The organism is Moraxella sp. FZFQ2102, assembly GCF_024137865.1.
GTDB lineage: Bacteria > Pseudomonadota > Gammaproteobacteria > Pseudomonadales > Moraxellaceae > Moraxella.
In genome coordinates this window covers 1,712,191-1,726,386 of sequence record NZ_CP099960.1, presented here as the reverse complement: position 1 = coordinate 1,726,386, position 14,196 = coordinate 1,712,191, and the positions used below count along the sequence as shown (strand labels likewise).

12 protein-coding genes and 6 pseudogenes are annotated in these 14,196 nt (G+C 50.8%); 5 read left to right on the top strand and 13 right to left on the bottom strand.

Going from position 1 to position 14,196, the window contains the following annotated elements; translation table 11 throughout:
* Window positions 1–23: 23 nt before the first annotated feature.
* The 3 genes from NGM44_RS08160 to NGM44_RS08150 all read right to left on the bottom strand — a co-directional run bounded on the left by NGM44_RS08160 (window position 24) and on the right by NGM44_RS08150 (window position 2,268).
* Complete coding sequence (locus tag NGM44_RS08160) at window positions 24–767, bottom strand: SDR family NAD(P)-dependent oxidoreductase (RefSeq protein WP_253223185.1); 744 nt, start codon at window positions 765–767, stop codon at window positions 24–26.
* Window positions 768–838: 71 nt separating this feature from the next.
* Entirely contained in the window at window positions 839–1,510 is a 672-nt protein-coding gene (locus NGM44_RS08155; RefSeq protein WP_253223184.1) for a phosphoribosylanthranilate isomerase, read from the bottom strand.
* Between the two features lie 86 nt (window positions 1,511–1,596).
* Entirely contained in the window at window positions 1,597–2,268 is a 672-nt protein-coding gene (locus NGM44_RS08150; RefSeq protein ID WP_253223183.1) for a DUF4230 domain-containing protein, read from the bottom strand.
* A gap of 182 nt (window positions 2,269–2,450) precedes the next feature.
* Between NGM44_RS08150 and NGM44_RS08145 the strand changes: the two genes are divergently transcribed.
* Both NGM44_RS08145 and NGM44_RS08140 read left to right on the top strand, forming a co-directional pair.
* Window positions 2,451–4,169, top strand: a complete 1,719-nt coding sequence (locus NGM44_RS08145) for a proline--tRNA ligase (protein ID WP_253223182.1) — start codon at window positions 2,451–2,453, stop codon at window positions 4,167–4,169.
* Window positions 4,170–4,333: 164 nt separating this feature from the next.
* Window positions 4,334–5,307 (top strand): annotated as a pseudogene (locus tag NGM44_RS08140) (IS30-like element ISApl1 family transposase).
* A 211-nt stretch (window positions 5,308–5,518) separates the two neighbouring features.
* On the opposite strand, the pseudogene NGM44_RS08135 reads toward NGM44_RS08140, so the two are convergent.
* Window positions 5,519–5,878: pseudogene (locus tag NGM44_RS08135) on the bottom strand (phosphotransferase); the annotation flags it as partial.
* 25 nt (window positions 5,879–5,903) lie between these two features.
* Window positions 5,904–6,680: an aminoglycoside N-acetyltransferase AAC(3)-IVa gene (aac(3)-IVa, locus tag NGM44_RS08130; protein WP_001199192.1), complete on the bottom strand. Its 777-nt coding sequence runs from the start codon at window positions 6,678–6,680 to the stop codon at window positions 5,904–5,906.
* Window positions 6,681–6,793: 113 nt separating this feature from the next.
* Between aac(3)-IVa and NGM44_RS08125 the strand changes: the two genes are divergently transcribed.
* Complete coding sequence (locus NGM44_RS08125; RefSeq protein WP_001067855.1) at window positions 6,794–7,498, top strand: IS6-like element IS26 family transposase; 705 nt, start codon at window positions 6,794–6,796, stop codon at window positions 7,496–7,498.
* Window positions 7,499–7,537: 39 nt separating this feature from the next.
* Window positions 7,538–7,939 (top strand): LysR substrate-binding domain-containing protein, encoded by a 402-nt coding sequence (locus NGM44_RS08120; RefSeq protein WP_001183556.1) that lies wholly within the window; start codon window positions 7,538–7,540, stop codon window positions 7,937–7,939.
* Window positions 7,940–8,075: 136 nt separating this feature from the next.
* Here the strand turns inward: NGM44_RS08120 and NGM44_RS08115 are convergent, their stop codons facing one another.
* Window positions 8,076–8,864: an APH(3')-I family aminoglycoside O-phosphotransferase gene (locus tag NGM44_RS08115; protein ID WP_253223181.1), complete on the bottom strand. Its 789-nt coding sequence runs from the start codon at window positions 8,862–8,864 to the stop codon at window positions 8,076–8,078.
* A gap of 136 nt (window positions 8,865–9,000) precedes the next feature.
* On the opposite strand from NGM44_RS08115, the pseudogene NGM44_RS08110 reads away from it, so the two are divergent.
* Window positions 9,001–9,102: pseudogene (locus NGM44_RS08110) on the top strand (IS5/IS1182 family transposase); the annotation flags it as partial.
* A 97-nt stretch (window positions 9,103–9,199) separates the two neighbouring features.
* On the opposite strand, the gene NGM44_RS08105 reads toward NGM44_RS08110, so the two are convergent.
* From NGM44_RS08105 to sul2, 7 genes and pseudogenes are all read right to left on the bottom strand, one after another.
* Window positions 9,200–10,036 (bottom strand): APH(6)-I family aminoglycoside O-phosphotransferase, encoded by an 837-nt coding sequence (locus tag NGM44_RS08105; RefSeq protein WP_253223180.1) that lies wholly within the window; start codon window positions 10,034–10,036, stop codon window positions 9,200–9,202.
* A pseudogene (locus NGM44_RS08100) lies at window positions 10,036–10,710 on the bottom strand (APH(3'') family aminoglycoside O-phosphotransferase); the annotation flags it as partial. The gene NGM44_RS08105 and the pseudogene NGM44_RS08100, both read right to left, overlap by 1 nt.
* Window positions 10,635–10,835, bottom strand: coding sequence for a LysR family transcriptional regulator (locus NGM44_RS08095; RefSeq protein WP_253223179.1), 201 nt, complete (start codon window positions 10,833–10,835; stop codon window positions 10,635–10,637). The pseudogene NGM44_RS08100 and the gene NGM44_RS08095, both read right to left, overlap by 76 nt.
* A gap of 54 nt (window positions 10,836–10,889) precedes the next feature.
* Window positions 10,890–12,104, bottom strand: coding sequence for a chloramphenicol/florfenicol efflux MFS transporter FloR (gene floR / locus NGM44_RS08090; protein ID WP_253223178.1), 1,215 nt, complete (start codon window positions 12,102–12,104; stop codon window positions 10,890–10,892).
* Between the two features lie 184 nt (window positions 12,105–12,288).
* Window positions 12,289–12,576 (bottom strand): annotated as a pseudogene (locus NGM44_RS08085) (DUF3363 domain-containing protein); the annotation flags it as partial.
* A pseudogene (locus NGM44_RS08080) lies at window positions 12,567–12,845 on the bottom strand (AAC(3) family N-acetyltransferase); the annotation flags it as partial. The pseudogenes NGM44_RS08085 and NGM44_RS08080, both read right to left, overlap by 10 nt.
* Window positions 12,846–12,958: 113 nt before the next feature.
* Entirely contained in the window at window positions 12,959–13,774 is an 816-nt protein-coding gene (gene sul2 / locus NGM44_RS08075) for a sulfonamide-resistant dihydropteroate synthase Sul2 (RefSeq protein ID WP_001043260.1), read from the bottom strand.
* Window positions 13,775–14,196 lie beyond the last annotated feature (422 nt).

The following is a 14,196-nucleotide window of genomic DNA, read 5'->3' as shown; positions in this document are numbered from 1 at the left end:
TTTGCCTTATCATTAAAAGAAAATTAAATATCTCGAGCCACTGCCAAGCCTGCATAAGTCTGTGCTGTCGGCATCATCTCAATCGAGTTGATATTGACGTGCCATGGCTGAGCAACCACCCATTGTACAGTATTGCTAATATCTTTGGCGGTCAAATATTCCACACCCGTATAGACGGCTGCCGCTTTATCATCATCACCCTTAAAGCGGACATTGCTAAACTCTGTACCACCGCACATTCCAGGTTCGATGTTGGTCACTCGCACACGAGTGCCAATCAAGTCAGCGCGCAGATTATTGCTAAACTGCTTGACAAATGCCTTACTTGCACCATAGACATTGGCACCAAAATACGGATGATTGCCCGCCGTTGAGCCAATATTAATCACTGTACCGGCATTATTTGCCACCATAAACGGCAGCACCAGCTGGGTCACCGTCACAAGCCCTTTGACATTGACATCAATCATCGTCTGCCAATCACCCAAATCCGCTCGATGAGCAGGCTCAAGCCCCAAAGCAAGCCCTGCATTATTCACCAGTACATCAATGCTTGCCAAATCAATCGCTGATAAGCTTGCCTGCACCGCTTTAGCATCTGACACATCAAAGCATAGTGGCACAAATCGCTCACCAAGCTCAGCACGCAAGGCGTCTAGCTTATCCATGCGTCTGCCAGTGCCATAGACGGTATGTCCTGCTGATACAAAATCACGGGCGATTTGTTCGCCAAATCCTGCCGTCGCCCCTGTGACGATGATGTTCATGATCTATTCCTTTTTATTTGGATAAAATTAATTTAACAAACCAACGTTCATTGTACCGATAAAATGTACTTTTAGCAATTTTTTGACGCATTTTTATTGGCGGATATGCCATTGGCATTCTTAGCAAATTCTGCCATCTTGTGTGCATCCTTGATGCCCTTGGCAGACTCAATACCACCGCTGACATCCAAGGCATACACAGGTAAATCCGCTGTCATCGCGACATTGTCAGGCGTCAATCCCCCTGCCAAAATAATCGGCAAAGGCGAATCGGTAGGAATCAGCGACCAATCAAATCGCTCACCCGTACCACCAAATTTATCCGCATGATAAGCATCCAGCAAAATCGAGCTCGCCCCCGCCATCTGATACTCACGGATGAGTGCCAAGATGCTCGTCGGCGTGTGGCGTGTGGCATCGATACGCAGCGCCTTAATCCAGCGTTTATTGACAAGACTACCTTGACGCTGACACTCATCAGGCGACTCATCGCCATGAAACTGAATGACATCAACCGCCACACCCTTGGCAATCGTCATCAGCTCATCATCACTGATATTCACCACGAGTGCCACAAGACTGGTAAAAGCAGGCACTGCTTGGGCAAGCTGTTTTGCCTGTTCAATACTGACCGCTCTTGGGCTTGGCGGATAAAAGACCAAGCCAATGGCATCAACGCCGAGTGCCACTGCTTGCTGGATGTCTTCACGGCGAGTCAATCCGCAATATTTAAGTTTTTTCATGATGTTGCTTAGTTTTGTTTTATAAATACATTGAAAAAAATGCCAAATCAGCCAATCAATTTGGCACGAGTTTGGTTTGTTATGGCTTATTTTGTCTTGGTTGCAAGCTTGCACGCCCCTGTGCCTTGGGTGCTGACTTCGACCACGCTACCTGTCAGCATAAACAGACTTTTGATTTGCTCGGCGGCGCTCGTCATCGCAAGGTTTAGCACATCGCCTTGGCAAGCTTTGGCAAGCACTTCGGCTTTGGCATCCGTCTGCACTTGGGCGAATAGCTTGGGGTCACCTGCCACCGTGCCAAATAGCCCTGTTTGCCAGTCATAGACTTCGATGTCATCCAAAAACACTTCAAACACCTGCGATGGTGGCAGCGTGATATGTACCACATCCACCGTCTCGCCCTTGTCATTCTTGGTTTGGCTAAGCTGCACCATCTCAGCGCTGATACCGCTCAAATCCACACCTGCCAGCACTCGCCCTTTGATGATGAATAGCCCTTTTTGCTTATCCTGCCACAGATTTTGCCAAGTGCCTGCCTTGTCCGCCGTCACAATGGTATCGACGCTATAAGCGACCGTCTGTAAGCGTGACAGCGTTTGGATTTCGGTGATGATACCGTCTTTGGTGATGGTACTGATATAGTTATCTGATTTATTGACAAGCCAAAACCCTGCCATCGCCAAAATCGCCACCATCACTAAGATGAGTAGTACATAGACGAGTGCATTGCCTGTTTGTTTGCTTTGGGGAATTTGCATCAGTATTCACCTAATCAATCGTTTAGGATTAAAATACCACAAAAGCCTGACAAATTGTGTAAAAATTGCGGAAATTTAGTTGCATAAATGGCATTTTTTGCCGTAAGATAGACAGGTTATCTTTTGTAAATTTTATTATTTACCATATTTACTAATTATCATTAGATTTTATAAGGTTAGCCATGAAAGCCAGTCAATTTTTATTCGCCACATTAAAAGAAACGCCAAACGATGCCGACATCGTCTCAAGTCAGCTGATGGTGCGTGCCGGTCTGATTCGTAAGCTTGCATCAGGTCTGTATGTATGGATGCCAATGGGTCTAAGAGTGCTCAAGCGTGTGGAGCGTATCGTGCGTGAAGAGATGGACGGCATCGGTAGCCAAGAGCTACTTATGACCGTCACTCAGCCGGGTGAGCTGTGGCATGAGTCTGGCCGCTGGGAAGATTATGGCGCAGAATTGCTACGCTTTAAGGACCGCCATCAGCGTGATTTTGTGCTTGGCCCGACGCACGAAGAAGTCATCACCGACATCGCTCGCAATGAGCTTAAGAGCTACAAACAGCTACCGGTTACTTTTTATCAAGTACAAACCAAATTCCGTGACGAAATCCGCCCACGCTTTGGGGTGATGCGCGCTCGTGAATTTACCATGAAAGACGCCTATTCTTTCCACATTGACAAAGAATCACTGGCACAGACTTATCAAGATATGTACGATGCCTATAGCCGTGTCTTTAGCCGTCTGGGGCTCAAGTTCCGTGCGGTACAAGCGGACACAGGCTCTATCGGTGGCTTTGCATCGCATGAGTTTCATGTCCTAGCTGACAGCGGTGAAGATGATATCGCCTTCTCAAGCGAATCAGAGTATGCCGCCAATGTCGAGCTTGCCGAAGCTATCTGCACCGATGTCCGCCAAGCGCCAAGCCAAGCACGCCAAGATGTCGATACGCCAAATATGCCAACTTGTGAAGCAGTGGCAGAGCATCTGGGCATCGCCCTGACTCAGACGGTCAAGACCTTGATTGTCAAAGGTGCGTATAGCGAAGAAAATCCTGATGCACCAAAACTTGTGGCGCTCGTATTGCGTGGCGATCACACATTGAACGAAATCAAAGCCGAAAAAATCGCTGCCGTTCATGCACCACTAACCATGGCGAGCGAAGAAGAAATCAAAGCCGCCGGTCTAATCAAAGGCTATATCAGTGTCGATCTCACCATCCCTGTCTATGTCGATCGTGCCGCCGCTGCACTATCTGACTTCGTCTCAGGTGCCAATGTCGAGCATAAGCACACCACGGGTATGAACTGGGAGCGTGATGCCGCCATCACCGAAATCGTCGATATCCGCAATGTCGTCGATGGCGACCCATCACCAGATGGTAAAGGCGTGCTGTCTATCAAACGCGGTATCGAAGTTGGTCATATTTTCCAATTGGGTGATAAATACTCAAAAGCCCTGAACTGCTCGGTACTTGGCAAAGAAGGTAAGCCTGTAACCTTGATGATGGGTTGTTATGGTATCGGGGTGAGCCGTATCATCGCTGCCGCCATCGAACAAAACCATGATGACAATGGCATCATCTGGGCTGAGCCACAAGACAAAGCCGATAGCATCGCACCGTTTTATGTCGCTATCGTGCCGATGAAATCAAAAGACGGTCAAGCCGAACAAAAAGCCGATGAGTTGTACCAAACGCTCAAGGCTTGTGGTGTCAATGTACTGCTGGATGACCGTGATGAGCGTCCAGGCGTGAAGTTCGCTGATCTTGAGCTCATTGGTATCCCACATCGCATCGTCGTCTCTGAACGCAATCTTGCCGAAGGCAAATACGAATATGTCAATCGTGCCAATGGCGAAAAAGTGATGCTGGATCTTGAAGAAGTCTTGGCGAAGTTTTAATCACCAGGCCAGTTTGGCTAATATAAATCACACCCCAAAAGTTGGACTGGGTTGCCAGCTTTTGGGGTGTTTTTTGGGGCTGAATTTACAATCCAAGTGCAACAAAAAAAGAAGTACTCATCAACTAGAATATAATTTTGTTTCCACACAAAAACCACTTCCAAATGATGAGTACTTCCTACCGACATCTTACAATAAACGAGCGAGAAAAGATAATGATTTTACTCGCACAGGGCAAAAAACAAGCAGAAATTGCCAAAGCACTGGACGTAGCTCCAGCACCATTTCTCGCGAGCTGAAACGACACGCTCTAGAAAGCTACAGTGCAACGAACGCACAAAACAGCTATTTGAAGCATCGTCAAAATAGCAAAGCACAGCGCAAATTAGAGCAGCCTGAATATTTCAATTTGGTGCAAGAAAAGTTTCTGACAGAAAACTGGTCGCCCGAACAAATCAGCGCACGATTAAAATTGGAAAAATCTGAATTATCCATTAGTTATTCAACCATTTATCGTGGTATTTATTCAGGGTTGTTTGATATAGGCGAACGCAAAGCCAGTCGCAAACTGCGCCACAAAGGCAAAACACGGCATACAAAAAATCATCATGAAAAACGTGGCAAAATTCAGATATCCAACCATTTGAACGACCGTCCCATTTCGGCGCAAAATCGCAGTCGCTTTGGACATTGGGAAGCCGATACCGTACTGGGTAAAGCGGGTGGAGCTTGTTTGCTGACGCTGACGGAACGCAAAAGTCGTTTTGAGTTGGTGAAGAAAATTCCTGCCAAAAAAGCCGAAGCTGTCCAAAAAGCTATGATTGAATTGCTTGATTCACATATATTGCGGTCAATTACGCCAGACCGTGGTAAAGAATTTGCCCAACATCGTTTGGTAACAGAAGCACTAGGCGTAGAATTTTACTTCCCCGAACCACATCAACCGTGGACACGGGGAACGAATGAAAATACAAATGGGTTACTTCGTGAATACTTTCCGAAGCACCAAGACATCAATCAGTGGAGCGAAGTTGATATTCAACAGGTGATCAATAAACTGAATTTACGACCGCGTAAATGTTTAGGTTGGAAAACACCTTATGAAGTTTACTTCAAAAAATCGTTGCACTTGGTTTGACAATTCAAGCGACATTAACCGCGACGATGCTAAATTTCATGGAGAAGTGCGTGGGTGAAATAGCCGGTCGTCAGTCATAAAGGGCAGGGGAGTACCGTTGGCCCGGCGTTCGATAGTACCGTCCGGATACTGCCAGATATCGGCGTCCAGGGAGATGTCCTGAAGCGCGGTGTCCGGAATTTCAGGTTTGTGTCTCTACAAAGACTAACTATCAGAAAAACTCATCGAGCATCAAATGAAACTGCAATTTATTCATATCAGGATTATCAATACCATATTTTTGAAAAAGCCGTTTCTGTAATGAAGGAGAAAACTCACCGAGGCAGTTCCATAGGATGGCAAGATCCTGGTATCGGTCTGCGATTCCGACTCGTCCAACATCAATACAACCTATTAATTTCCCCTCGTCAAAAATAAGGTTATCAAGTGAGAAATCACCATGAGTGACGACTGAATCCGGTGAGAATGGCAAAAGCTTATGCATTTCTTTCCAGACTTGTTCAACAGGCCAGCCATTACGCTCGTCATCAAAATCACTCGCATCAACCAAACCGTTATTCATTCGTGATTGCTCATCTCGTTCTCCGCTCATGAGCTCAGCCAATCGACTGGCGAGCGGCATCGCATTCTTCGCATCCCGCCTCTGGCGGATGCAGGAAGATCAACGGATCTCGGCCCAGTTGACCCAGGGCTGTCGCCACAATGTCGCGGGAGCGGATCAACCGAGCAAAGGCATGACCGACTGGACCTTCCTTCTGAAGGCTCTTCTCCTTGAGCCACCTGTCCGCCAAGGCAAAGCGCTCACAGCAGTGGTCATTCTCGAGATAATCGACGCGTACCAACTTGCCATCCTGAAGAATGGTGCAGTGTCTCGGCACCCCATAGGGAACCTTTGCCATCAACTCGGCAAGATGCAGCGTCGTGTTGGCATCGTGTCCCACGCCGAGGAGAAGTACCTGCCCATCGAGTTCATGGACACGGGCGACCGGGCTTGCAGGCGAGTGAGGTGGCAGGGGCAATGGATCAGAGATGATCTGCTCTGCCTGTGGCCCCGCTGCCGCAAAGGCAAATGGATGGGCGCTGCGCTTTACATTTGGCAGGCGCCAGAATGTGTCAGAGACAACTCCAAGGTCCGGTGTAACGGGCGACGTGGCAGGATCGAACGGCTCGTCGTCCAGACCTGACCACGAGGGCATGACGAGCGTCCCTCCCGGACCCAGCGCAGCACGCAGGGCCTCGATCAGTCCAAGTGGCCCATCTTCGAGGGGCCGGACGCTACGGAAGGAGCTGTGGACCAGCAGCACACCGCCGGGGGTAACCCCAAGGTTGAGAAGCTGACCGATGAGCTCGGCTTTTCGCCATTCGTATTGCACGACATTGCACTCCACCGCTGATGACATCAGTCGATTATAGCACGATCAACGGCACTGTTGCAAATAGTCGGTGGTGATAAACTTATCATCCCCTTTTGCTGATGGAGCTGCACATGAACCCATTCAAAGGCCGGCATTTTCAGCGTGACATCATTCTGTGGGCCGTACGCTGGTACTGCAAATACGGCATCAGTTACCGTGAGCTGCAGGAGATGCTGGCTGAACGCGGAGTGAATGTCGATCACTCCACGATTTACCGCTGGGTTCAGCGTTATGCGCCTGAAATGGAAAAACGGCTGCGCTGGTACTGGCGTAACCCTTCCGATCTTTGCCCGTGGCACATGGATGAAACCTACGTGAAGGTCAATGGCCGCTGGGCGTATCTGTACCGGGCCGTCGACAGCCGGGGCCGCACTGTCGATTTTTATCTCTCCTCCCGTCGTAACAGCAAAGCTGCATACCGGTTTCTGGGTAAAATCCTCAACAACGTGAAGAAGTGGCAGATCCCGCGATTCATCAACACGGATAAAGCGCCCGCCTATGGTCGCGCGCTTGCTCTGCTCAAACGCGAAGGCCGGTGCCCGTCTGACGTTGAACACCGACAGATTAAGTACCGGAACAACGTGATTGAATGCGATCATGGCAAACTGAAACGGATAATCGGCGCCACGCTGGGATTTAAATCCATGAAGACGGCTTACGCCACCATCAAAGGTATTGAGGTGATGCGTGCACTACGCAAAGGCCAGGCCTCAGCATTTTATTATGGTGATCCCCTGGGCGAAATGCGCCTGGTAAGCAGAGTTTTTGAAATGTAAGGCCTTTGAATAAGACAAAAGGCTGCCTCATCGCTAACTTTGCAACAGTGCCATTTTAAGCGTTATGCTAAGCCCAGGAAGCCGCAGGATCTTTTGAACCACAACTGCATTAACGTCCGCTATTCTGATACGAGTGGATTGTACGCCTGGGAATTCGAGAAAGATGCTCAGAAATTCAGTCTGAAAGTCAAAGGGCAATATATTGCGAACAGCACGATTCATCAGCTCGATGCAGCATTAGACGGGCTGGGGATTGCCTATATTCCCGAGTATGTTGCAGATGGATATATCAAAAGCGGCAAGCTGATTGCTGTTCTGACCGAGTGGTGTCCATATTTTGACGGCTACCATATTTATTATCCTCACCGCCGACAGGATTCTCCTGCGTTTATGGCTTTTCTGCAAGTTTTGCGTGACAGGTACAATAATGGAATAAGATAAATTTATGAGTAAAGGATTATGTCCACGATAAGCACCTGGGTCGATTCCTGGGAGGCGGCCATGAGGGTAGGGAAGCGCCGTCCCGTCAAGTCAGCGTAATGCTCTGCCAGTGTTACAACCAATTAACCAATTCTGATTAGAAAAACTCATCGAGCATCAAATGAAACTGCAATTTATTCATATCAGGATTATCAATACCATATTTTTGAAAAAGCCGTTTCTGTAATGAAGGAGAAAATTCACCGAGGCAGTTCCATAGGATGGCAAGATCCTGGTATCGGTCTGCGATTCCGACTCGTCCAACATCAATACAACCTATTAATTTCCCCTCGTCAAAAATAAGGTTATCAAGTGAGAAATCACCATGAGTGACGACTGAATCCGGTGAGAATGGCAAAAGCTTATGCATTTCTTTCCAGACTTGTTCAACAGGCCAGCCATTACGCTCGTCATCAAAATCACTCGCATCAACCAAACCGTTATTCATTCGTGATTGCGCCTGAGCGAGACGAAATACGCGATCGCTGTTAAAAGGACAATTACTAACAGGAATCGAATGCAACCGGCGCAGGAACGCTGCCAGCGCATCAACAATATTTTCACCTGAATCAGGATATTCTTCTAATACCTGGAATGCTGTTTTCCCGGGGAGCGCAGTGGTGAGTAACCATGCATCATCAGGAGTACGGATAAAATGCTTGATGGTCGGAAGAGGCATAAATGCCGTCAGCCAGTTTAGTCTGACCATCTCATCTGTAACATCATTGGCAACGCTACCTTTGCCATGTTTCAGAAACAACTCTGGCGCATCGGGCTTCCCATACAATCGATAGATTGTCGCACCTGATTGCCCGACATTATCGCGAGCCCATTTATACCCATATAAATCAGCATCCAGGTTGGAATTTAGTTGAATATGGCTCATAACACCCCTTGTATTACTGTTTATGTAAGCAGACAGTTTTATTGTTCATGATGATATATTTTTATCTTGTGCAGTATAACATAAGAGATTTTGAGACACAACGTGGATTTGTTGAATAAATCGAACTTTTGCTGAGTTGAAGGATCAGATCACGCATCTTCCCGACAACGCAGACCGTTCCGTGGCAAAGCAAAAGTTCAAAATCACCAACTGGCCCACCTACAATAAAGGGGTCGTTTGCGGGAGAGGGCGAAATCCTACGCTAAGGCTTTGGCCAACGATATTCTCCGGTAAGATTGATGTGTTCCCAGGGGATAGGAGAAGTCGCTTGATATCTAGTATGACGTCTGTCGCACCTGCTTGATCGCGGCCGCGATAGCTAGATCGCGTTGCTCCTCTTCTCCATCCGCGTTCCAAGCTGCGGAAAGGCACCCATAAGCGTACGCCTGGTCGAGCAGGCGACGCGGATCGACGTCCAGCGCACGAGAGAATGCGTCCGCCATCTGTGCAATGCGTCTAGGATCGAGACAAAGGTCGTCTCTGTCAGCCGGATCGTAGAACATATTGGCGGCGCCAAAGCCCACTTCACCGACCAGACCGACGGGATCTATCACCAGCCAGCCGCGACTGGAGAACATGATGTTTTCATGATGCAGATCGCCATGTAGCCCACGCAGTTCCGAGGCATTGCTCATCATTTGATCGGCTATAATCGCCGCGTGGACGTAGTCAGTTTGACAACCTGCGTTTTGATCATCGCGCGCCCGCTGAAACAAAGCTGCAAAGCGATCCCGGATCGGGAGAAGGGCAGAAGGCAGGGGTTCCTCAGATGCGGCATACAGCTTCGCCATCAGTTCCGCTGCAATTTCGGTCGCCTGGTAGTCGCCGTGCTCGGCAACGATGTGAGAGAGCATTCGCTCCCCGGCATATTCGAGCAACATCAGATTGTTCTCACGACCGAGCAACCGGACTGCTCCCCTCCCATTGCGCCATACCAGATAGTCGGCCCCGCGCAGTTCATCAGCAATGTCTTCTATAGGTTTCAATCCCTTGACGATTGCAGGAGTCCCGTCTGGCAATGAAACTTTCCAAACGAGGCTGGAAAAGGTGTCCGCAATGAGAACAGGTTGCGAAACGTGCCAATGAGCAGGAAAAACAGTCGGCATGAACATCAACCCCAAGTCAGAGGGTCCAATCGCAGATAGAAGGCAAGGCGTTCGCGGTCGGGGGCTTCGATCCCCAATACATTGAATAGGACAGCGAAGGCGCGCTCTGCTTCATCTGGCGCTGCCCAGTTCTCTTCGGCGTTAGCAATCATGAGTGCCAAATCGGCATAGCGATCTGCTGTTCCGAGCCGCCCAAGGTCGATCAGACCCGTGCATTGAAGAGTTTTAGGGTCCACCATGAAGTTCGGCATGCAGGGATCACCATGGCAAACAACCATATCGGTGCGCTCTTGGTCGAGCCGCACCGGTAGCTCTCGTTCGACACGAGCCAAAAGATCGAGCTGCGGCGTACTCTTGTCCTCGTCCGGTAAGAAGTCGGGATTGACGGCATTGCGGGACACCACATCAACGGCGCGTCCGAACATTCGCGACAGCCTGCGCTCAAACGGACATTGATCAACCGATAGGCTGTGAACAGCGCCAAGTTGCTGCCCCATTGACGGCCACGCTTTGAGCAAATCCGCTCCAGACAGATCAGCCGCCGGTACTCCCGGAATTGCCGTTATCACCAAGCATGCACCCTCCTGTTCCTCCTGCCAGTTGATCACCTCGGGGCAAGCCACACCTCGACCTTTGAGCCAAATGAGGCGGTCACGCTCTCCAGCGCTTTCACACGCGCGCTGACGCTCGACTGGCTGATACCAAGTGCCTTGGCCGCATGCCGAAAATTCAGATGCTCGGCGACGGCGATGAACTGAACAAGGGAAATGAGCGGTATCCTGCCAGACAGGATACCGACATTCACGAGGTTTCGATGGTTAGTGCGCCGCATCGGAGCGGGCCTGCTACCAGTCGTCGGTTAGACGACTGGCGACTTCTCGGTGGCAGCCCCACGGAGCCGAAGGAGCACCAGCCCCAACGAAACCAGTACCGCCATCGCCGTGGCGTAACAGATCACGGGCCACGCTGTGTCACCGTTTAAAAGTGCCACCGCCAATGTCCCGACAATGCTGACTATCAGGCTTTGAACGCAGAAGTAGAACGCGACCGCTGATCCCGCGATGTCGTCGAACTCTGCCAAAGCGCCGTTCGCGGTAACGGACACCGTGAAGACAATACCGACCGCGACAACCCACATCGGTAGGATGAAGGTGAGGAATGACGGCGAGCCGTAAAGTTCGCCGATCCCCAACAGGACCGCTCCGCAAACAAGCAACGCCATCCCACGCGCCACGCATCCTGCGATGCCCCATCTGGCGACAAAGGACTTCGCGAAACGGGTTGTCACGATCATTACAAGCGCGACAGTGGCGAAGGCAAAGCTGAATCCGATCTCGGAATATTCCGCTTGGCCTATGAGCACACGGGGAGCCGTCGAGAAGAAGACGAAGAAGGTGCCTATACCGGCGCTAAAGCCGACAGTGTAAACCCAAAAAGCCGGACTCGCGAAGATCAGCAAGACAGATCGGCGCGTCTTGACTTGATCCAGAGGGCGGGTTTCGTGCCACCTGAAACCCGCATTTAGGAGTGCGAGCATCGCCAGTATAGCCAAAGTAATGAATATCGCCTGCCATCCCAAGAACTCGCCGATCAATGCTCCGGCGATAGGGCCGAGCGCAGGCACGAACGCCAGAATCGAACTGAAAAGGCCGTAGATGACGGCACCTTCGGGACGATTGGCATATACGTCGCGAACCGTCGCGAACGTCGCCACCATCATGGCCGACGCGCCCACTGCTTGAAGTAGACGAAACGCAACAAAGGCCGGTGCAGTTGAAGACCAAGCTGCTCCCAGAGACGCAGCAACGAAAGCCGTTGCGCCTACAAGCAGGATCGGCCGTCGCCCGACGCGATCGGAGAGTGGCCCAAAGATCACTTGGCCCACACCGAGCATCACCATATAGAGGCTCAACGTGAGTTGGATCATAGCGGGCGTCGTGTTCAGGATGCCGGGCATCGCTGGAACGACAGGGAGATACATATCCATCGCCAGTGAAGCGAGGATGTCGAAAGGAGCCATCAGCAGCAGTGCTGCCGGCAGCGTATAGGCCCACGCGGGGCGTGTGGTGGTCATGACGAATCAACCTCTCGATTAAGGAATTTAAGGAATACCGGGCGACGTCTGCTCGTCAGCAATCAGATGAGACTAGCCTTACAGAGCGCCGCAACAACAATACTGGTTGTTGCGGCTTACTTGTCTGCTGACTTGGAATTTCCCATCTGATTACTCCACGCTTACGAATATGAATTGCTACATTTTATCCGATTATCTTTTGCTTCGCAACCATAACCTCGCGGCCGAGTTGGCGGTCGATGATCGGCCGCCACGGGACAAGGGTGAACTCATGGGATTTCTCGACCACGGCGAACTTGCCGCTCGATAGATGCACGGTTCCGGTAAACTTGCCGCTGACGCTCTCGCCGTCCGTGGCGGCGCGGAACGGCAGGCCCTTACTCAAAGCCATATCCGATCCGACGCCGGCTACCTCGCGCTCCCGCAGGATGGCGAGAAGGTTGCGCCGGTAGAAGACGCGGCTGTCCCGGCTGTTGCGGGATCGAACGGCAGCCAGGTACGGCGGGCTTCGTCATCCAGCCGAGCGCCATTCAGAGTCTCCTCGTAGGGTGATCGGTCCCACGACGCGTATCCCATCACAGTGCCAGTCGGCCCAACCGCGGAGCGTAACGCGGCAACGACCGTCTCCGCTCCTCCTTCGACCGGACCAATCGCTTTAAGTGAGGCATGCACCATCAAGAGGTCACCGGTTTGGACTCCGAGTTTTTGAAGCGCCTCCGTTATTGCCTTCCGCGTATGCATCGCGATATCTCCTCTAAGTCTAAGTTATAGCTTGCGTTGATTTTAGCTAATTACATTTCATTTGCTATCATTAGTCTGTCGATTAATAGTCATCAAAAACCATAAATGTGCAGTTAACGAATTCTTGCGGTTTCTTTCAGCGCCGCCAATACCGCCAGCCCGTCGCGCAAGGGGCGCGGCTCGTGTGTGCGGATGAAGTCAGCTCCACCTGCGGCGGCGGCAAGCTCTGCAGCGAGTGTCGCGGCCCCGACATCCCCCGGACCACGGCCTGTGAGCGCGCGCAGAAAGGATTTGCGCGAAACAGACAGAAGCACCGGCAAATCGAAGCGCAGCCGCAATTCATCGAACCGCGCCAGCACCGAGAGCGAGGTTTCGGGAGCAGCCCCCAGAAAAAACCCCATGCCGGGATCAAGGACAAGGCGGTTGCGTTTGATACCGGCACCCGTCAGCGCCGCGATGCGCGCGTCAAAGAACGCCGCAATGTGATCCATGATGTCGCCAGCGGGTGCCTCGCGCCGATCTGCCTGCCCGTCTTGCACCGAATGCATAACGACGAGTTTGGCAGATGATTTCGCCAATTGCGGATAGAACGCAGCGTCTGGAAAACCGCGAATATCATTGAGATAGGCCACACCACGCGACAAGGCATAGGCTTGCGTCGCGGGTTGATAACTGTCGAGCGAGACGGGAATGCCATCTGCCTTGAGCGCGTCCAGCACCGGCGCGATACGCGCGATTTCTGTGTCGGACGAAACAGGCGCGGCGTCGGGATTGCTGGATGCCGGACCGAGGTCGATCACATCTGCCCCCTCGGCCATCAGCTTACGCGCCTGCGCAATGGCTGCGTCTGGCGCCAGATACCGGCCTCCATCGGAGAAACTGTCCGAGGTTATGTTGACGATGCCGAAAATGATGAGCGATTTATTCATGGTGGCTTCTATAATAATAATAATCGAGCATGAGTCTCATACGGATGCTCGGGTCGAAAGGGAATCCCCAGGCGAGTAACCTGTTTGCGGTGATCCATTAGCTGCAGGAGCAGAATAGCATACATCTGGAAGCAAAGCCAGGAGTTTTTTAATATCTATGGGGCTAATTGACTTTGAAGAATCTAGCCTAACTTCAACCTAAAACCTTAGAACGTATTCAAACTGTTCAGCAAGCTTTGGACGAAAAATATGGGGCAGGTAAATATAAAGTGGGGACTGATACTTTAAATGGTACACAGGGTTTAAGAACGGTTAGGGATAGCAATAAAGCAGGGGTTTGTGCCGAACCCAAATGTTCAGTTGTCGCCAAAGAGATAATCCCAGCCCTGTTACAGGCTTTGCTATTATGTGGCGTGGTAAAG